This is a genomic window from Viridibacillus sp. FSL R5-0888, from assembly GCF_038009105.1.
Lineage (GTDB): Bacteria > Bacillota > Bacilli > Bacillales_A > Planococcaceae > Viridibacillus > Viridibacillus arenosi.
In genome coordinates, this window is record NZ_JBBPAU010000001.1 from 330,191 (window position 1) to 350,646 (window position 20,456).

Here is a 20,456-nt window from a genome sequence, read left to right on the forward strand (position 1 = left end):
AATCTTCGTAATCTTAAAGATTTGAACAACCTCTTATAGTAAGCCATTTAGAACTGAATTATTTTACTTCTTCAAGTTCTGGAGTTAACATTTGACCGTATTTAGCAAGGTTTGTATGGAATTCAAAAGCCTTTTCTAATACATGAGGAGTTTGTCCTCCACGTGCATTTGCTTCTTCTACATATGCATTTAATGCAGATTTGAATTTAGGGTGAGCACAGTTTTCAATAATTAGTGCTGCACGTTCACGAGGAGCAAGTCCGCGTAAATCAGCATAACCTTGTTCAGTTACAATTACATCTACGTCATGTTCTGTATGGTCAACGTGAGATACGAATGGTACTACTGAAGAAATTTTGCCGCCTTTAGCGTATGATTTAGTAACGAAGATAGATACACGGGAATTACGTGTAAAGTCTCCTGATCCACCGATACCATTCATCATTTTAGTTCCGCTTACGTGAGTTGAGTTTACGTTTCCGTAGATATCAAGCTCAAGAGCAGTGTTAATCGCGATTAACCCCATACGACGGATTAATTCTGGATGGTTAGAAATCTCTTGTGGACGTAATAATACTTTTTCTTTGTATTTTTCTAAATTGTGATAAACAGATTCCATTTTCTCTTGAGAAAGTGTTGTAGAGCAACCACTAGCAAATTTTACTTTACCAGCATCGATTAAGTCGAATACAGCATCTTGTAAAACTTCAGAGTAAACCTCTAAATCTTTGAATTCAGAATCTAACATACCGTGGAGTACAGCGTTTGCAACTGAACCAACACCAGATTGCATTGGAGCAAGTTCTTCAGTTAGACGGCCTTCTTTGATTTCATTACGTAAGAAACCAAGTAAGTGTGAAGCAATTTGGTCTGTTTCAGCATCTGGTGGTACGATTGCAGATTCAGAGTCTTCTTGATTTGTAATTACAATACCAGCAACTTTATCTAAATCCAAAGGAATACCGATTGTACCAATACGGTCAGAAGCATTTAACAATGGAATTGGACCACGTTCACCTTGGTTATCTGGAATATAGATATCGTGCATACCTTCAAGAGCTGGATAAGAAGCAAGGTTTAACTCGATAATTACTTTATCTGCAGTTTTAACGAAAATTGGTGAGTTACCAACAGAAGTAGTTGGGATTAACATACCATCTTCAGTAATTGCTACTGCTTCAATGATAGCTACGTCTACGCCTTTCATAGCGCCTTGACGTAAGTACTCAGCAGTAATAGATAAATGTTGATCGATATAGTACATGTCACCATTGTTAATGTGACCACGCATAGCGCTATCAGATTGGAAAGGTACGCGTTTACCAATAATACCAGCATCAGACATGATAGTATCGATATCAGATCCTAGAGATGCACCTGTATATACATCAACTTTGAACTTTTCGTTTTTAGAACGCTCTACTAAAGCCATTGGTACTGCTTTTGCATCCCCTGAACGTGTGAAGCCACTTAAACCTAGTGCCATACCATCTTGAATGAAAGATGCAGCCTCCTCAGCTGTAATTACTTTTTTCGCAAGTTCTGCATGACGAAGTCTTTCTTCGATTTTTACTGTCATTACTATCATCCTCTCTGCTTAATGAATGCTTTTTAATCATTATCACATGAAATTTCTATTTCTATAAAATAGCCAGGAATGAAGATTATACCTATTTTTTATATTATCATCGAATTGTCACATTTGCTCGAAAAAAGCATGAAAAGGCTTAAAAATAGCGTGAACGAGAAAAAAAACGCAAAAACGAGAAAAAGCCGTCTTAAAAGACAGCTTTTTCTTATATTTACTTAGAATCCCAGTGAACGTCGGAAATAGCTTGCGTAACGTTGACTAACAGGAATTCTTGTCCCATCTTTCATAATTAATAAGAAGGTTGAATGAGAATCTGGTTGGATTTCTTCAATAAAATCGATATTAACAATGTATGAACGATGGCAACGGATGAAAGAGTCCGGCGATAAGAAAAGCTCTAGATCACTTAAATTCAAACGGTGGTAGCCTTCTTTGTGCATTGTTTTCACAAAAGTCTTGCGTAGTTGAGTTTCTAAATAGATAACCTCTTTATGTTTGACAGGGTACCAACAATCATCGATTTTAATCGTAATGTAGTTTGTAAGGAAAGGAGATGGCTTTTGTGGAAAAATAGCTGTAATAGCCCCTTTGGTTTCCCCTTCTTCCATTAACGGAATACTCATTCCATAGTAAGGAACGCCGAACACTTCAGGTTCGATAAATGAATTAATTTTTTGTCCGTAACGAAGAGCTTGGTGTGTTGCTGAACCTTCAGGGATTAAATCACCCGGTTTGATTTTTAAATCAACTTTTTTGCTTGGCTGATAATATAAGTATTCTTCAGTATCTGAAATAACGATAGAAGTGTTATCAGGGAAAAACTCCTTAATAATCTGTATCAATTCCTCGATAGATCGTGGATCCATAAATCCTTACCTCGTTTCTTTCCATTCTTAAGTACTTTCCTAACATTTTACTATAGTTTAAAGTGGAATTTAAGTAAATAGAATCGTTTTAATATTGAAAAATAATTTAATGAATTAAGGGTGAAACAAAAGGTACATGCTTTGCATGGTTGATACTATAGTTTTGTCATAAGAGTTTGTAAAGAATTGTAGTTTACTTTCCAACATGAACAAAAAAGATGCCCTTTAATTATTATTTATGGATAAATTATGTATAATATATATAAATCACCTGTAAAATTAGTGAGAATAACGACCTATAATATCTTTTTTTACAAATTTTGCTTAGAAAGGCATAAAACTATTTTCATATTACCATTTTCGTTATATAGTTATTTAAAGTCTATTATAAAACATGCGCATATTGTAGAAAGATGGGGAGTATATGCTACAACACCAATATTCTATTTCAGAAGCTATTTCAAAGAGGTATTTCCAAGAGATTGAAACGATGAACCGTTATGAGGGTATTGAAAGATTTTTTGAAATTGAATCCCAATTGTTGAGAGAGATTTATCAATTAGAGGCTGAAGCTTCTAAGGAATCTTTGCGTCGTCTAATCGATATACTATCAGAGCGGTCTGGGAAGCATTTTTTCAGAGCAATCAGGCATTATTTTGTTGTACTTTCATCAGTTGTTACCAGAAGGCTTATTGAAAACCAGGCACCATCTAAAAAGGCATTTGCCTTTAACGCCGCTTGCGTTGAGATGATTGATCAACGTATGAATGATGCAGAATTTTTGCAGTTTGCGGATGATTTAATAGAGTTCTATATTTATGTGATTTCTGAAAGAAAACAACCTTCTTACAAGCATCAAACCGTCAATAAAGTCATTATGTTTATCGATGATGAGGTGGAGACAGACTTATCAGTAGAAGATATTGCTTTGTACTTTACAATTAGTACAAGCCATCTGTCGCGTATCTTTAAGGAGCATGTGGGAATTACATTGGTAGAGTATTTGAACGTAAGACGTGTAGAGGAATCGCAGTATTATTTAAGGCATACAAATAAAAGTATTTCAGATATTTCAGAGCAATTTCACTTCTGTAACCAGAGCTACTATACACGTATTTTCAAGAAGTATGTGGGGCTGACTCCTAAGCACTTTAGAGATCAACCAAATCATGAATACTTTCGTTTCCAACTGCCAGACCGAAATATTTGAAAATAATGATAGTTTACTTCTTCTTTGATTTGAAAAGTACTATATATTTAAGGTATACTTCACTATAGTTTGAGAAATTGTAGGTGAGAAAATTGAAGAAGAAACTTGGGTTACTCTCAATGCTTGGTTTAGTGCCATTTGTGCTAGCTGGTTGTGATTCAGTGAAAAACCAAGAAGGCTTTTTTTATAGTTTGTTCGTAAAACCAATGGAATTTGTTTTAGATTTCTTTGGAAATACGTTATTTACAGATAGTTACGGATTGGCAATCATCTTAATTACGGTTCTTATTCGACTTATCTTAATGCCGTTTATGCTTAAAAACTATAAGCATCAACAAGGTATGAAGACGAAAATGGATAAGTTAAAACCTGAAATGGATGATATCCAAAAGAAATTAAAAGCAGCAAAAACAAAAGAAGAACAAATGGCATTGCAACAAGAAATGATGGGTCTATATCGTAAACATGGAGTCAATCCATTGAATATGGGTTGTTTACCAGTAGTGATACAAATGCCAATTATCATGGGTCTTTATTATGCAATCCTTTATTCAACTGAGGTTCAAGCCCATAAATTCTTATGGTTTAGCTTAGGTTCACCGGATATTATTATGACATTAGTTGCTGGTGTGATTTATTTCGTTCAAGCACAAGTATCATTATGGACTGTTCCTGAACAGCAAAAGTCGCAAATGAAATTGATGATGTATATTTCACCAATTATGATTATGTTCATCTCATTCTCTAGTATGGCAGCATTACCACTTTATTGGTCTGTCAGCGGTGCGATTTTAATATTCCAAACATATCTTGGTCGTAAGTTCTATTCGCAACATCCGGAAAAAACAGCAGAATAGTAATACAGTGATCGGGGCAGATAGTGTCCCGATTTTTTTGGAGGAAAACACTTTGAAAGCAAAACATATTACGGGTGTGCTTGTTGTCATTACAAGTTTACTGGCGCTATATTTCATCATTAAACAGAATTTTAATGTGGCTATACTGTTCATGACATTAATGTTCACGGTGACAAATGCATTTAGAGCAAAAGATTTTAAGGAAAAAGGTTTTGAAAAAGAGGCTAAATGGATGAGAGGAATGTCTATTTTCTTCGGTGTAGCTACGTTAGCGATTTTAGTAGTTAACTTCATGTAACCTTACTATGAAACGGTATCTTGCGATTGCTAGATATCGTTTTTATTGTTAAATGAAACATTAAAGCTTACATAGCGTCTATATAAAAGAGAATTGGTAATTGGTGATTCATTAGAATTACTAATAAATGATAGGAAATATACAAAAGAAGGATAGGTATCGATTTGTAATGAGTAAAAATAACCATATCGAATTTCCATTTAAGATGATGGCTTCATTTGCGGTTTTTGCGCTAATAATGTCAGGTTGTGGGAATAAAGATGCTGAAAATAAGGATGAACAATCATCAAAAACAACTGAAACATTCCAAGAGGATGTGGATTCTAAAGAGAGTTTAGAAACGCAAGATCCAAAAAAAAATGAGCAAGAAGTAGTACGTGATGCTGGTGGATATATTGTTGGACAAGAACTTCCTAAAGAAGCAACGTATATAAGCGATCTGTTAATCGCAAGTAAAAGGTATCCTTTACCTGCTGATTTTGCTCCAGGTGAAGATCCTGAAGCACGTGCAGCTTTTGAAGAATTAAATGCTGCAGGAATTCTTGAAGGATATACTTTTAATGCTTTTAGTACTTATCGTTCTTATGATCGTCAAGTTGAGTTGTATGCGAATTATGTAAATAGGGATGGCAAAGAAGCAGCAGATACATATAGTGCTCGTCCGGGTTATTCTGAACATCAAACAGGGTTAGCTTTTGATATCGGTGAGGTAGGAAGTGAACAGTTTTTTGCAGATGAAGGTTTTGGGAAAACTGAAGCAGGGAAATGGCTTGCAAAAAATGCCCATAAATATGGTTTCATCATGCGCTATCCCAAAGGAAAAGAAAATGTCACAGGTTATATGCATGAATCATGGCATTTCCGTTACGTAGGTAAAGATATTGCTAAAGATATCTATAATAATAAAAGTACATTAGAAGAATACTTAGAAATCGAAAAATAAAATACTATATATTAGGAAAGCCTTCTGAACATAAGTTCAGAAGGCTTTTATTGTTTATAAAATTGGTGATAGCAACCGAGATATTGATTCTTTCATTTTAATCATTCGAGAGCGATTAGCGTATTTTTCGGGTGTTAATTCGGTACTTAACTGCATATCTTGCTCAAACAGTTCTGCTAATTGATGGGAAGTTTCTCGATCATAGATAAATGCATTCACTTCAAAATTCAATTTAAAGCTACGGAAGTCAATATTAGCTGTACCTACTGTAGAGGCTTCATCATCGATGACGATCATTTTTGAATGCAAGAAGCCATTTTCATAAATATAGATTTTAGCCCCAGCTTTAATGAGTTGACCAATATATGAATAGGTTGCCCAGTAAACAAACATATGATCAGGTTTGTTAGGAATCATAATACGCACATCAATTCCTGATAAACAAGCAATTCTCACTGCATCCATAAAACTATCATCAGGAATGAAATATGGTGTTTGAATATAAACGTACTTCTTAGCCATACCAATTAGTTTTACATAGCCGATTTTAATTTGTTCCCATTCTGAATCAGGTCCACTAGATACTATTTGCAAACCAACTTCACCTTTACGGGAAAACGTAGGGAAGTATCGATCAGAATATTCAATATCCTGATTATCAGATGCTTGATTCCAGTCTAAAATGAAGCGAGTTTGAAGTGGATGTACAGAACTTCCCTCTATACGTAAATGTGTGTCACGCCAGTAGCCGAATTTTTTGTTTAATCCAAGATATTCGTCACCGACATTAAATCCACCGATGTATCCTGTTCGACCATCGACTATAACAAGCTTGCGATGATTTCGGTAATTCAAACGGGGGTTAATGAGAGGTAAAATTGATGGGAAAAATACTTCCACCTCACCACCGGCCTCTATCAAATCCTTGAAATGCCGCTTGTGTACTCCTCTAGAACCCATTTCATCATATAATACTCTTACTTGTATCCCTTGCTTTGCTTTTTTTATTAACTCATTGTAGATATGTCTTCCCAAGTTATCCATTTTGAAAATATAGTATTGAATATGGATATGGTCTTTTGCGGTTTCAATATCTTTTAGCAAAGCTTTAAATTTTTCAGCACCATCAGAATAAATCCTCACAGAGTTATCTTGTGTTAGCACAGCATGATTTGTACTTAGGTGCATATAAATAAGGTCTTTATAATGAGCTGCATCATCTAAACGATATTCAAAGGTATCATCTTCAATTGCCTCCATTTGATAATCGATTAGTTTTTCAATCCCAATTTTCTTGCGACCTTCCCAACGGAAAAGGTGCTTTTTACGTAATTTTCGACCTAATAATAAATAAAGTATGAAACCGCCTACCGGGAAGAAGAAAAGGACTAATATCCAAGCCCACGTTGAGGAAGGCTCACGTCGTTCTAAAAATATAATGGGGATTGCTAATAAGATGTTCAACGATAAGATGAGGGATACCATAAATGAAAAGAATGTTACAACCATACGCTACACCTTCTTCCATTATTTCTTTTCTTTAGTATATCTTATAAATCTACAAGAAAGAAGAATATAAAGTCCATCTATAAGTTTCTTTAAAACCTACTTGACCAATAGGTATTAATGGTTTATGGTATTCTATATATTTATCATTATGTTGTTCTTTATTAGGAGGATTTACTATGGATACTTTATTGACATTACTCAATGTTGTAGTACTTGTATTACTCATTGGTTTATTAGTTATTATGCACCGCAAACATATATCATTTTCAAAGCGGGTATTTGCTGGACTAGGTTTAGGGATTGCATACGGTTTAATCTTACATTTTGCGTATGGCGTTGACGCACAAGTATTAGTGGATTCCGTTGGATGGTTTAGTATTATTGGCTCGGGATATGTAAAATTACTTCAAATGGTAGCAATGCCATTAGTGTTTATCTCAATACTTTCAGCGTTTACGAAAGTGATTATCGGCAAAAACTTTGGTAAAATGGCTGCACTTATTTTATTCATCTTAGTTGGTACAACGGCAATTGCTGCGGCAGTTGGCATTACTTCAGCAGTAGGTTTTCAATTGGATGCATCGCAAATTGTACAAGGTGATGCGGAAATGCAACGTGGTGAAGATATTGCTGCAAAATCAGCTGATATAAGTGAAAAAACATTACCACAACAAATTATCGATTTACTGCCTGCTAATCCATTTTTAGATCTAACAGGTGCACGTTCTTCTTCAACAATTGCAGTTGTTATTTTCGCAGCGTTTCTAGGGTTTGCTTATTTAGCAGTTAAGCGTCAAGACGAAAAGACAGCTGATACAATAAAAGGTGGGATTGATGCAATTTATGCTCTAGTAATGGGTGTTGTGAAAATCGTTTTACGTTTAACTCCATTCGGTATTTTGGCAATTATGGCAGCAACTGTTGCAACATCAGATTTTAGTGCAATCTACAATATGGGTAAATTCGTTATCGCTTCATATGTAGCGTTATTCGTTATGTTCATTGTTCATTTATTGATTGTAACTGCGTCAGGTTTAAATCCAATCACTTATGTAAAAAAAGTGGCGCCGACATTGTTATTTGCCTTCACTTCAAGATCAAGTGCAGGTGCATTACCACTTAATATTCAAACGCAGACAAATCGTTTAGGTGTTTCAGAGGGGATTGCAAACTTCTCAGGTTCGTTTGGTTTGTCAATTGGTCAAAATGGGTGTGCAGGTATTTATCCAGCTATGCTTGCTGTTATGATCGCACCAAGTGTTGGAATTAACCCACTAGAGCCATCATTCATTTTAACATTGATTGCTGTAGTGGCAGTTAGCTCATTTGGTGTGGCAGGTGTTGGCGGTGGTGCAACGTTCGCTGCAATCCTTGTCCTATCAGCGATGAATTTACCAGTAGCCCTTGCAGGTGTTTTAATTTCTGTTGAGCCTTTAATTGATATGGGACGTACAGCGTTAAATGTAAATGGTTCAATGACTGCAGGTGTTGCAACTGCACGTGTGACAGGTGAATTAGATAAAGATGTTTATAACACTGAAACATCACAAGAACTAACTGAAATTTAATGTACTTAATGAAAGCTTGCTCTAGTATTACTTAGAGTAGGCTTTTTTTACATCTAGCGTCCTTTTTTAAATACGTCTCTGGTCGGATATGGTATATCTTTCTTTTTGATATAGTAAAATAAAGGAAAGAGGTGCTGTAATGAAGAAAGTATTGATAAGTATATTCTTAATAGCAATAATTATAGTTTGTGGCTTTTATTACTTTACTGGATTGAAAATGAAAAATGCGATTATCGAGGAAGAGATTGACGTAACAGATATAGAGGCGATTGAGTTATTAAGCTCGTCGATTGACATTGAAGTCGTTGAAAGTAAAGGGGACAAAGCGGTTTTCACTATATCAGGGAAAGCAAATCCTAATTTGGCAAAGAAAGCTTCTTTAGATGTAAAGAAAACTGATCGCACTATTGTAGCTGAAGCGAAATTTAAAAGATCATTCTCATTTTTTAGTTTTAATAGAGGGTCAGTCCACTTAAAAGTAGCATTGCCTAAAGCTACGTATGAAAAAATATCAGTGAATACTTCTTCAGGTGATGTAGCGTTTATAGATATTGCTACAAAAGGGTTAGCTATTCATACCGCTTCAGGTGATATTGCTGGGAATAATATTGCTGTAGATGGTGACATAGAATTAACTACTTCTAGTGGGGATATAAGTGTTCGAGATATGCAAGCGAAGAAAGTTTTAATGGATGCAACTTCAGGAGATATTACAGGTCAAAGCATTATCGTAGATGGTGAAGCGAAATTAACGACATCTAGTGGAGATATAGGCACACAGGATGTAAAAGCAAAGAGCATAGTAATGAATAGTACATCGGGAGAGATAGCAGCGGATTATTTATCTGGGGATATTACAGCTAAAACTAGCTCTGGTGATATTGCAATTTTAGTGAATGCATTGAATGAAAATATAACGCTTAGTACTGCAAGTGGAGATACAGCAGTAATATTGAAAAACAAGGCAGATAATTTAAGTGTAGATTTCATGAGTGATTCAGGAGATGCGACAGTTATATATTCTGGTATGACTTTTAAAGAGAAAAAAGAACATCGAATTATGGGCGAAATCGGTAACGGAAACCCGATCGTGAAATCCCGAACAAATTCAGGTGACTTCGAATTAATTGCACAATAATACAAAATGGGGAATTACCTCCTTTTTTTCGTAGCCATTTAGCTATAAAATGAAAGTAGTAGAAAATATTCCTGTTTTGTAATTGATAGTATTAATATGGAAACTTCTATTTAAACATTTCGTTATTATAGTAAAACGTTAAAGGGGCTTTTCTATGTATTGGTGTAAAATTGCGCAAACAGAACATGAATTTGATGAAATCGCCAAACTTAACTACGAAACATTTGTAGAAGAAATCCCTCAGCATGAGCCAAACCCTAGCGGTCGACGAGTGGATGCTTTTCATCATGAAAATATGTACTTAATTGTATTGAAGGATGAAGAGCTCGTTGGTATGGTTGCTTTTCGAGATATTCGACCTTTCTCTTTAGATAAAAAGATTGGTCCAGTGGAAAAGTTATTACCTGCAGATGCTTTATTAGGGAAGCTTTGTGAGGTACGATTGTTAGCTGTTAAGAAGGAGCATCGTAATGGACGTGTCTTTTTTATGCTGACACGAGCTCTAATCGACTATGCTTATGAAAATGGCTATGGCGCTGCAGTTATCTCTGGTACTGTACGCGAAGAAAAATTGTATATGCAAATGGGTTTTGAGGCATTTTCAGAGCCAGTTGGGACAGATGATGCAAAATTTATCCCGATGGTATTAACGACAGAGCGCTATGAGAAATCGTTAGCAGGTCGTTTTAAACAACGACGTTACTCCTTTTATCCAGGGCCAGTCCAACTGACAGAGGACATTCAAGCACCCTTACTAAAAACGCCTGTATCACATCGTTCCTATTCTTTTTCTAGAACAATCGGACAGGTGCGAAGTAAACTGGAAGTACTTAGCGGAGCGCGTTATGCACACTTGCTGTTAGGAAGTGGCACATTGGCGAATGAGGCAATGATTGCGCAGCTTACTAAACTCTCTGGAAGAGGATTGATTGTTACAAACGGTGCCTTTGGTGAGCGCTTGCAAAAGCAAGCAGAGCGTTGGCATTTAGAACATGATTGGCTACGTTATGATTGGGGCCAATCTTTTAACGAAGCAGAATTAGATAGTATTTTAAAACAGTCTGATTTTGAGTGGCTGTTAATGGCTCATGGTGAAACATCTACTGGAATGTTAAATAATCTAGAGATGGTACAAAGTTTATGCGAGATATATAATGTGAAACTTTGTACGGATTGTGTAAGTTCTTTTGGAACATATCGCTTTTCAATGGAGAAGGTATTTATAGCAACAGCGGTTAGTGGTAAAGCAGTCGGCACAATGAGTGGTATAGCCGTAGTATTTTCAAATCATGTTATTGCAAAAAATGAGCAACTTCCATCGTATATTGATTTAGGCAATTATTCTAATCATAATATTCCATTTACTTATCCAGCGCAGTTGATGGAGAGTTTTAACAACGCGCTATTAGCCTATACTGAAGGAAATCGCTACGATTTATTGCAAACACGATATAAAAAATTACAACAGGCAGCTACAGATGGCGACTTTACTTTCTTAACAACTGAAGGCTATCCAATGATCGTCACATTGAAAGCAGACGAATCTTTAACGAGTATGGCAGATGCTGCAGCGATGAATGGTTTCCATTTACACTATGAAAGTACGTATTTAAAAGAGCGTGGATGGGTGCAAATTTCAATCATCCAACCTGACTTTGATGAAGCATGGGAACGCTTTAAGAAATGGTATAGTAAGTATAAGGAATACAGAAAAATTAAATGTTGAATAGGCTTGTATAGCTGATGAAAAAGGAAACTAAAAAGCAGATGGCGCTAACGCCCATCTGCTTTCTTTTTTAGCTTTTCATATGTGTTATTTATAAATTGCTTATAAGGTGTATCGATAAAATGTTCGACTATATCAACACCGATTTTAGCTTCCTCTAAAGCTTTTGCTAATTGACCTTGTTGCTCATAGCATAAAGCTTTATAAGCATGTAATTCATTTTGCATAGATAAATCATATGGGTGGTGAATTTTAGGAAACCCATCGATTTGTTCAAATGCTTCAAGTGCTTCAGAATAACGCTTCATCCCGAATAATGATTTACCTTTTTCAATATAGTAAAAGGCCATTGTTTTATTTCCTTCGCCTGCGTCAAAGTTGTAGAATTGCTCAGCAAATTCATTTCCTTTTTCATAATCTTTTAAAAAACTGTTATAGAAATGGGCTTTCGCGAAGAGGATAAAACCTTTTGTTGTGACATCGTCTGTAAAGTCAGCATATTGAGAGAGCTTTTTCAAATAATATTGTAAGTCTTGTTCGTTACCATACATCATTTCTTTGAACGCGGCTAATCGATAAAGGTCATCGATGCGATAGAAAATACGTGCTTCCTTCGATAGTTTGATGGCTTCGTTCATGACTCCAAAACCTTCTTCATCCATCCCGATAGCCAAGTATTCAACAGCTATCATATAAAGTAAATCAAGATTTGGTAGTTCATCTATTACATAGTGATTCAATTCCATGTCTTTTTTTGCCGCTAGTAAAATATTTAACGATTCTTCGTAATTATGATTAATGAACACAGCAGATGATTTTAAAATAAAGGCACGTAGCCAATCGTTCATTAAGTTCATCTTTTTGAAGGTGTGGATAGCACGATCTAATGGTTCTTCCCAATGTTGCTTCTCTACATCGTATTTGGCTTCAGCATATAACACTAAGAGTTGTCCTGCTTCGTAACTAATCGGGAGTCTGTCTATATAAGGCTCGATTAGTTGTAATCTTTCAAGTTGAGGATCAATTGCTTCTAACAGCTTAGGGACCTTGATACTTTTCACTTTCTCAAGTAACTCGCGTAATTCTGATGTGCTTACTTCCTCTAATAATTCACTTACTTCAATCTCAAGCTGTTCTGCAATATATGCCAAGCTATCCATAGAAGGATTGGCTTTATCATTTTCAATTAGACTAAGCATACCTTTTGTTAAACGGTCGCCTGCTAGCTCGGCTAATGTTAGCTTTCGCTCTTTGCGAATTTTACGTATTCGCGTTCCGAGAGTTTCCATACAGACACCTCACTATTTTGAATTAGTTTAATTATATTAAACTTTAGCTTGCAATGGAAGTCAAGTACATGGTATTATTTGTTTAATTAAATTAAACATTTCAATTAAATTAAACTGAAGGTGGAGATGGCAATTGGATGAAGCGTTAAAGTTAAAGAAAGCGACTTATCATTTATGGACTTTTACGATTAGTAAAATGATTTCTTCATTGGGTTCAAATGTATTGGGGTTTGGTATTAGTTTATATATTTTAGCGATGACGGGATCAGCGACTTCTTTTGCTGTGAATATGATTTGTTCCATTGTCCCTAGAACTTTGTTAGCACCAATTGCAGGTATGATGGCAGACAAATATTCGAAGAAACCTATCATATTAATTGCACAAGCTTGTACCGTATTAACTATGGGTGGACTCCTTACGTATTCATCTATATTCGGGATGTCAGTAACTGCGATCTATATTACAACAGCAATTTATTCAATCACTTCAACATTTATAGGTATTACATTTTCTTCTTCTATTGCAAATTTAGTTGATGGAGAACGTTTGCAAAAAGCTACATCATTTAATCAAGCTTCATTATCGGTAGCGGCAATTGGTGGTCCTGCTCTTGGTGGTATGATGTATGGTTTTGTTTCGATAGAAGTATTCTTAATAATTCATATGGCAGCATACGCTACAGCTTTTTTACTCGAAGCAACAATGGATTTTAAATTGTATTCAAAAAAAGAAGGTAAAAGTGATGGAGATAAAGAGAACTTTTTACAAAGCTTTAAAGAAGGGTTTAGATATTTAAAAACAAAGCGTGTCGTCTCAATTATTATATGGGTCGCGTTATGGATTAACTTTTTCTTCTCGGCTTTGAACGTAGGTGGAACTTATGTGTTAGTTGAATTATTACATGTGAATTCACGGCATATCGGAATTATTGAGGCATCAGGTGCAGTTGGGATGCTTATAGCTTCTATTTATTTTGCGACAAGAAAGCAAGTAAAATATCCTTTATTATTTTCAAAACGATTTATATTATTAATGGCAATATCTTTAGGTTTAATGACTATTCCACTTTGGATAGAGTTTTCGTATATTTTGATAGTTATTTTTTATATAGCTATTTTTATAAGCTTTTCAGTATTTGGAGTATTTACAAATACACCAATTGGCGTCATGATGCAAACGGAAGTAGAGGAAGAATATCGCGGTAGAGTATTCGGTATTCTGGAGACAATGGCGATGGCTATGATGCCACTTGGAACGATGCTATTTGGGGTGTTATTTGATAAACTCCCTGCACAGTGGATCTTGCTTGGATCAAGTAGTACTCTTATTGTTATTACGCTTTATATGTTGAGATCATCTGTATTGAAAGAAGCGTATCCGGAATTGGCAAAAGTTACAAACTCAATAAAATTTACAGAAAAAATCCAGCAACCATAATGGTTACTGGATTTTTGCTTTTATTCTGAAATACGTAATGTCCTTTTAGCTGATTTGAACAGCAAGATGACTAGAATACTTACTACTGCCAGTGAAGCGGAAATAAAGTATGTTGAGTTCGCTTGCATTGTGAAAACCCAAGTGAAGAATAGAGGGCCGATAATACGCCCCATATTATCCATTGAATATGTTATGCCAGCTGCTGTTCCGTATTTACCGCCAGATTCTTTTGATGTTAACGAAACTGTTAATGTTCTTGCTAAAGCGTTACCTGCTGTAAAGACGCATAGTGCAAAACCTGCGAAAGCAAGGCTTGTTGTAAAAGGAAATAGTAATAAACCGCATGCTGTAATAATTTGAGCGATCATTAACCATTTAGCTTCAGATCCGTCTTTAATACGACGAACAAGACCGCCTTGGACTAAGAAATCCACAAAGCCGCTAAATAAGAATAGTGACCCAAGTTGAGCAGAAGTGATGTTGATTTTATCCATTTGGAATAATTGGAGAGTAGACTCAACACCAGCAAGTAAAAATGTTACAACGAATGAAAATAGGAATAAGTATCGCACTCGATATTTGAAAAGAGTAGAAGCCCCTTTTGGAACAATTGCTCGTTTATTAGCTTCACCAAGTCGTTCAGGCTCTACTAACACAATACTTGCATAAATGAATAATAGGAAGATTAAAATGGCTGAGGCTGTAAATGGTAAGCTCAGGCTATAATGACCAAGTAATCCACCTATAGCTGGACCGAAGATGAAGCCTAAACCGATTGACATCCCCATGAAGCCCATGTACTTATTGCGATTTTCCTCTGTAGACATGTCACCTATAAAACCTGTGACAGCCGTATAAAGTGCTCCAGAGAATAGTCCACCGACAACGCGGGAAACATAGAGCATTGTAAGTGAATCGATAAAGAGCGAAATTAATAAGAAACTTGTGCAGAAGCCAAGAAGCCCCACTAAAATTAATTTTTTACGACCCATTTTATCTGATAACATACCCCAAAGAGGCGCTGTGAAGAAGCTTGCTAAAGAATAGACTGTTAATAATCCACCTACATGCATTTTGTTAAAGCCTTGTTGTACAACAACTTCAGGCAAAATAGGAATGATTAAACCAAATCCTAAATAAACGAAAAACTGTACGGACATTAATAATAGGATGGATTTTTTCATATAATCCCTGCTTTCTATAAACATAAGTATGTTCATTTTAACGCTGTATAAAATTAGAAACAACTATCAGAGATAAAATAAATGAGCGTTTGATTGTGTCGAAACGAAAGCTCATTACACCAAATTTATAGTTTTCCTGGTTGCAAGCATGAAGAATAATGAGACAACCATCGTGACACGATGACCTTTTGCGGTTGAGCAATTTCCTTTTTATCATAATGTGATAAGACTGAGTATTTTGTGATGATTTGTGGGTATATGAATAAAAAAGATTCTCCATGAACATAAAAAAACAACTGCTAGTAGCAGTTGTTTTGTGCGTGTTTTAAAATCATTAAGATATTTATGAAGGATCTACTAAGCCCTTTACGGCATATCCTGCTTCTTCAATAGCTCTTGAAATGTCTGTTTTATCCAATTTTGTATTATCATAAGCCACATCTACTGTGCTTTCTTGAAGATTTACTGATATAGCATCTACACCAGCAAGCTCACTAACGCCAGTTTCGATAGCTTTTACACAATGACCACAAGACATACCTTCTACGTTTAATTGAATTGTTTCTGCCATATCAAACACTCCTTATTTTCTCATTAATTTTTGTATAGTGGTGATAAGCTCATCTAATACTTCATCATCACCTTCAGCTAGTCTGTCCTTTACACAGCCTTTTAAGTGTCCGTTTAAGAGCACTTTTGCGACACTATTTAAAGCTGATTGTGTTGCGGATAGTTGTGTGATGATATCGTCACAGTAAACATCCTTTTCGACCATGCCCTTAATACCGCGAATTTGACCTTCGGCGCGATTTAGTCGAGTGATTAAATCTTTTTTTACTTGCTCTGGATGGTGACTTTTACGACAAGAGTTATCGTGACATTCGTTCGTCATTTTGTTCCTCCTACGTTTGATGAAATTATTTTATCATACTATAGGGGGGTATTCAAAATTAATGATTTGAATACCTTGTTTAAATATTGATGTTCAAGGGAACTAAAGAGTAGTAAGTAGCATAAATATTTTGAAAATACCATTGTCAATGAGGCTTATCGTGTAGTATGATTTACTTCCGCTTAATATATGTAACAATATTGAAACGTATCAGATGGCGAAAAAATGTTATAATAATAAGCATGAAATACTTAATTAGTGGGTATGATGTAGTTGAAACCTTTTATGGGACACTGCGTCTTAAATACAAAGAAAAGAAGAGGTGGAAAGTATGGGAAGAGAAGTAGATTTGACTAAAATTGTTTCTAACTTATCAAAGCTTGGCGTTAAAGCAACGACTACAAAATCACGCTTGGAATTACTTAAAGCAATAGCACCACCAAAACAATCACCACAAACACAAAACTAACATGCTCCGCTTCGACTATACGATGTCGAAGTTTTTTTATTTGCAAAAAAGCCCAGAGAAAAAAATTTCTCTGGGCTTTACTATTATTATAAAAACTCTTCATCCTCATCATGATTTCCGAACATATAAGTACGGTGATGGAATTTCATACTGAATACTAGACCTAATGCCAGTGCATTTCCCATCATTGAGCTACCACCGTAACTGATGAATGGTAATGGAATACCTGTAATAGGTAGTAACTGAATTGTCATACCGATGTTTTCTAATACGTGGAATGTTATCATCGCTATAATCCCAGCACAAACATATGTACAGAATGGGTCTTTCATTTGCAAAGTTAACTTTGTTAAATGGAAGATAAGGAAAAAGAATAAACAAATAACGACGCTCGCTCCTATAAAGCCGTACTCTTCACCGATTACACTAAAGACAAAGTCTGTGTGGTTTTCAGGAACATATACTTCACGACCTTGGAAACCCTTTCCGAAAATCTCACCTGAGCCAATGGCGTTTAAGGATGAAATTAAGTGATAGCCATCACTAGAAGCATAGGAATAAGGGTCTAGCCAAGAATAGATTCGAGCAAATTGATAAGGGCTGAAACCCAATGTGTGTTGTAGGAAGTCTTGCATATAAAGGGCCATCCATAATAAACCTGCCCCTAAAGCTGCTGCACTACCTGCTATAGGTAAAATTATTTTCCAAGAAATCCCTGCTACAATTACAGTTGCAGCAGTAATAGCAAAGAATACGAGTGCAGAACCTAAATCAGGCTGTTTCATAATAAATGCTAATGGAATTAATAATACGCCAAAAATTTTACCCAATAACATGAAATCTGTTTTTAAAGATCTCATAGAGTATTTTTCATGATGCTTACTAACCATTCGGGCGAGTGCGAGTATGAAAAATGTTTTCATAAATTCGGAAGGCTGAATATCACCTACAGGTAAATGGAACCAACTTTTTGCACCATTTCTGGGTTCGGCAATTTGACCTTCTCCACCAGGGGCAATCAATAATAGAGCTAAAAGGAAAATTCCGGCTCCATATAAATACCAGGACATTTTCTTGTACTGGTCGGGTTCAAAATACATCATCGCACTAATAATACATCCACCGATAAAATACCAAAATAATTGTTTAGTTACAAAGTTTGCTGCATATTGACCAGAAGTTTGAGCTGAAGAGATAGCTATTATACTGATAATACAAAATAGGAGCATTATAAAAGCGAGCGTCCAGTCAAAACGATCGGAAAATTTTTTATTTGTATTCATTTACGTCACCTAAATTATTTAGTTTCATTTCTCATTTCATTATAGCGTAAATCATTGTATCACGCTTCATTATAAAGATGTGACGAAATCGAATCACAAATGTTTCAAATTATGATAATTCATCTTATAATGAGAGTTGGAAATGAGGTGATCGACTTGGCAAAAAAAATGCGAGCTGCTGATGATTTTTTGCACCACTTATATGTACATATGAATGAGATTAATCAATTTGTCATTTTTAGTGGTTTAACGTTTCAAGAATTCGTTTCTTCAGTCGGTCCGCTTCAAAATATTTTACTCTTGAAAAATGAATACGAAGACGGTTCATTCAATATGCATACACAGTTAGAATTCGTAGAGGAAAGAAGTATCCGCAAATTTATAAAGAAAGCCTCAGATTCAAAAAAAGAGCTTTGCTGGATTGATTTCTCTGACGAAAAACGATTAAATCTTTTAACGCCACAAGAACAGGCGGAGTTATTATATATTGGTCATAAAAAAGAGCCTGTCCGGACGCCGTTTTATCACCAGTTACAAAATAAATACGTATACTTGGCCAATGAAGATGAGAAGATGTCTAAAATTTATTTTCGAGATTTACAAGATGTCGAAGAATTAGTAGCTAATTTGTTTAATGCCATTATTCAAGAAAAAGAAAAACCTGCGACATTTTGGAGAAGAAAAGTAAAAGACAGTATTCCAGCCTTTACGAAAGAAATGCTTACAAGCTTTCGTGAGGAAGTGAAGGATGGCGTATTGTTTTCAATGTACAGAATTGAAAAGCCGGACCTTGCATATGTCTTAGAGCTACGCAATATTTCTGATTTAACTTTCCCGGATGAGATTTGGGATGAGTTAAATACAATATTAAAGAAAAAGGCAGAGCAAATTATGGAAGTTCATTGAGTGCCAACTGCTTTTAAAGGTTCTCCACGGATATTTCTGTGGAGAATTTTTTCATATAAGCATGCATAAATTTTCTAGAGTGCTATTATAAGTTAAGATATTTTTAGTAAGAAAAGATTGAAAGTCCTGCGACTCTTCACGATGAAATCATTTCATGAATCATTTTGATTCGTGATAAACTAAAAGTACAACAAACTGGAGGACGTTTATAAAATGAAAAAAAAATTAGGCTTATTATATGGTGGTAAATCAGCTGAGCATGATGTTTCTTTATCCACAGCAAGAGCAGTCACTCAAGCGTTAAACTTTGATAAATTTGATGTATTCCCTATTTTCATTACACGCGATGGTGAATGGAGAAAAGGAGACCAGCTAACTGCGCCAGCTGAGTCAATTGAACAATTACAAATAGGCAAAGGTACGCAGGATAGCATTCCGAATGATGTATCAAGTTTTTTGTTAAATAAAGATGAAAAAGAATTTGATGTTATTTTCCCATTACTTCATGGTACGAACGGGGAAGACGGTACAGTGCAAGGTTTATTAGAAGTATTGAACTTACCGTATGTCGGCAATGGAGTTTTAGCTTCTTCTGCAGGAATGGATAAAGTAGTGATGAAGCAATTATTTGAGCATGCTGGGTTAAAACAAGTTCCCTATGTCTACTTCATCCGTAAAGAGTGGAACAAAAGTCAAGATGCACTAATTGCTAAAATGGAAGAAGAGCTAACTTGGCCGATGTTCGTTAAACCTGCAAACTTAGGTTCGAGTGTTGGAATTAGTAAAGCATCTAACCGTGAAGAGTTGATTAAAGCAATCGATCTTGCGTCAAAATATGATCGCAAAATTATTGTTGAAACTGGAATCGTTGCACGTGAAGTAGAAATGGGTGTACTCGGAAACGATTCACCAAAAGTATCCGTACCTGGTGAAATCAAACCAGTAACAGACTTCTATGATTACGATTCAAAATATAATGATAATAATACAGGTCTAATTATACCTGCTCCAGTAACAACAGATGTTGTTGAACGTATGAAAGATATGGCTATTCGTGCATTTAAAGTATTAGATTGTTCGGGTCTTGTTCGTGCAGATTTCTTTGTAACAGCTGATGATGATATTGTTATTAATGAAGTAAATACTATGCCAGGTTTTACGCCTGTCAGTATGTATCCGATTTTATGGCAAAATACAGGTGTTACCTACTCAGATTTAATCGAACAATTGATTGACCTGGCAATTGAAAGACATGATGAAAAGCAACAGCTTCAATATCAATAAGACAT

The 20,456-nt window shown here is 35.5% G+C and carries 19 protein-coding genes; 11 read left to right on the forward strand and 8 right to left on the reverse strand.

Going from position 1 to position 20,456, the window contains the following annotated elements; translation table 11 throughout:
* Nucleotides 1–58 precede the first annotated feature (58 nt).
* Nucleotides 59–1,579: an acetyl-CoA hydrolase/transferase family protein gene (locus tag MKY02_RS01710; RefSeq protein ID WP_038186003.1), complete on the reverse strand. Its 1,521-nt coding sequence runs from the start codon at nt 1,577–1,579 to the stop codon at nt 59–61.
* 227 nt (nt 1,580–1,806) lie between these two features.
* Nucleotides 1,807–2,457, reverse strand: coding sequence for a LytTR family DNA-binding domain-containing protein (locus MKY02_RS01715; protein ID WP_038186000.1), 651 nt, complete (start codon nt 2,455–2,457; stop codon nt 1,807–1,809).
* 424 nt (nt 2,458–2,881) lie between these two features.
* On the opposite strand from MKY02_RS01715, the gene MKY02_RS01720 reads away from it, so the two are divergent.
* The 4 genes from MKY02_RS01720 (at nt 2,882) to MKY02_RS01735 (ending at nt 5,765) form a co-directional block, all read left to right on the forward strand.
* Nucleotides 2,882–3,667, forward strand: a complete 786-nt coding sequence (locus MKY02_RS01720; RefSeq protein WP_038185997.1) for an AraC family transcriptional regulator — start codon at nt 2,882–2,884, stop codon at nt 3,665–3,667.
* 92 nt (nt 3,668–3,759) lie between these two features.
* Nucleotides 3,760–4,524: a membrane protein insertase YidC gene (gene yidC, locus MKY02_RS01725; RefSeq protein ID WP_038185994.1), complete on the forward strand. Its 765-nt coding sequence runs from the start codon at nt 3,760–3,762 to the stop codon at nt 4,522–4,524.
* A 52-nt stretch (nt 4,525–4,576) separates the two neighbouring features.
* Nucleotides 4,577–4,822, forward strand: coding sequence for a hypothetical protein (locus MKY02_RS01730; RefSeq protein WP_038185990.1), 246 nt, complete (start codon nt 4,577–4,579; stop codon nt 4,820–4,822).
* 169 nt (nt 4,823–4,991) lie between these two features.
* Nucleotides 4,992–5,765 carry a M15 family metallopeptidase gene (locus tag MKY02_RS01735; protein WP_076034777.1) on the forward strand — a complete coding sequence of 258 codons (774 nt, stop codon included), beginning with the start codon at nt 4,992–4,994 and terminating at the stop codon, nt 5,763–5,765.
* Nucleotides 5,766–5,819: 54 nt separating this feature from the next.
* Here the strand turns inward: MKY02_RS01735 and cls are convergent, their stop codons facing one another.
* Nucleotides 5,820–7,274: a cardiolipin synthase gene (gene cls, locus MKY02_RS01740; RefSeq protein WP_038185985.1), complete on the reverse strand. Its 1,455-nt coding sequence runs from the start codon at nt 7,272–7,274 to the stop codon at nt 5,820–5,822.
* A 176-nt stretch (nt 7,275–7,450) separates the two neighbouring features.
* Between cls and MKY02_RS01745 the strand changes: the two genes are divergently transcribed.
* From MKY02_RS01745 to MKY02_RS01755, 3 genes are all read left to right on the forward strand, one after another.
* On the forward strand, nt 7,451–8,842 hold the full coding sequence (locus MKY02_RS01745) for an L-cystine transporter (protein ID WP_340710524.1): 1,392 nt from the start codon (nt 7,451–7,453) through the stop codon (nt 8,840–8,842).
* Between the two features lie 139 nt (nt 8,843–8,981).
* Nucleotides 8,982–9,980, forward strand: a complete 999-nt coding sequence (locus MKY02_RS01750) for a DUF4097 family beta strand repeat-containing protein (protein ID WP_076065587.1) — start codon at nt 8,982–8,984, stop codon at nt 9,978–9,980.
* Between the two features lie 154 nt (nt 9,981–10,134).
* Nucleotides 10,135–11,706: a GNAT family N-acetyltransferase gene (locus MKY02_RS01755; protein ID WP_038185976.1), complete on the forward strand. Its 1,572-nt coding sequence runs from the start codon at nt 10,135–10,137 to the stop codon at nt 11,704–11,706.
* Between the two features lie 47 nt (nt 11,707–11,753).
* On the opposite strand, the gene MKY02_RS01760 is transcribed toward MKY02_RS01755, so the two are convergent.
* Nucleotides 11,754–12,995: a helix-turn-helix domain-containing protein gene (locus tag MKY02_RS01760; protein WP_038185973.1), complete on the reverse strand. Its 1,242-nt coding sequence runs from the start codon at nt 12,993–12,995 to the stop codon at nt 11,754–11,756.
* A 133-nt stretch (nt 12,996–13,128) separates the two neighbouring features.
* Here MKY02_RS01760 and MKY02_RS01765 point away from each other — a divergent pair, with 133 nt between their 5' ends.
* Nucleotides 13,129–14,433: an MFS transporter gene (locus tag MKY02_RS01765; protein WP_038185970.1), complete on the forward strand. Its 1,305-nt coding sequence runs from the start codon at nt 13,129–13,131 to the stop codon at nt 14,431–14,433.
* Between the two features lie 20 nt (nt 14,434–14,453).
* On the opposite strand, the gene MKY02_RS01770 is transcribed toward MKY02_RS01765, so the two are convergent.
* The 3 genes from MKY02_RS01770 to MKY02_RS01780 form a co-directional block, all read right to left on the reverse strand.
* Entirely contained in the window at nt 14,454–15,617 is a 1,164-nt protein-coding gene (locus tag MKY02_RS01770) for an MFS transporter (RefSeq protein ID WP_340710525.1), read from the reverse strand.
* A gap of 343 nt (nt 15,618–15,960) precedes the next feature.
* Nucleotides 15,961–16,188 carry a copper ion binding protein gene (locus MKY02_RS01775; protein ID WP_038185964.1) on the reverse strand — a complete coding sequence of 76 codons (228 nt, stop codon included), beginning with the start codon at nt 16,186–16,188 and terminating at the stop codon, nt 15,961–15,963.
* 12 nt (nt 16,189–16,200) lie between these two features.
* On the reverse strand, nt 16,201–16,509 hold the full coding sequence (locus MKY02_RS01780; RefSeq protein ID WP_038185961.1) for a metal-sensing transcriptional repressor: 309 nt from the start codon (nt 16,507–16,509) through the stop codon (nt 16,201–16,203).
* Nucleotides 16,510–16,840: 331 nt separating this feature from the next.
* Between MKY02_RS01780 and MKY02_RS01785 the strand changes: the two genes are divergently transcribed.
* Nucleotides 16,841–16,978 carry an Lmo0850 family protein gene (locus tag MKY02_RS01785; protein WP_164491933.1) on the forward strand — a complete coding sequence of 46 codons (138 nt, stop codon included), beginning with the start codon at nt 16,841–16,843 and terminating at the stop codon, nt 16,976–16,978.
* A gap of 86 nt (nt 16,979–17,064) precedes the next feature.
* Here the strand turns inward: MKY02_RS01785 and MKY02_RS01790 are convergent, their stop codons facing one another.
* Nucleotides 17,065–18,261 carry an FtsW/RodA/SpoVE family cell cycle protein gene (locus tag MKY02_RS01790; protein ID WP_038185946.1) on the reverse strand — a complete coding sequence of 399 codons (1,197 nt, stop codon included), beginning with the start codon at nt 18,259–18,261 and terminating at the stop codon, nt 17,065–17,067.
* Nucleotides 18,262–18,408: 147 nt separating this feature from the next.
* Between MKY02_RS01790 and MKY02_RS01795 the strand changes: the two genes are divergently transcribed.
* Nucleotides 18,409–19,167, forward strand: a complete 759-nt coding sequence (locus tag MKY02_RS01795; RefSeq protein WP_327192128.1) for a hypothetical protein — start codon at nt 18,409–18,411, stop codon at nt 19,165–19,167.
* Nucleotides 19,168–19,380: 213 nt separating this feature from the next.
* Nucleotides 19,381–20,451, forward strand: coding sequence for a D-alanine--D-alanine ligase (locus MKY02_RS01800; RefSeq protein ID WP_038185940.1), 1,071 nt, complete (start codon nt 19,381–19,383; stop codon nt 20,449–20,451).
* Nucleotides 20,452–20,456: the final 5 nt, after the last annotated feature.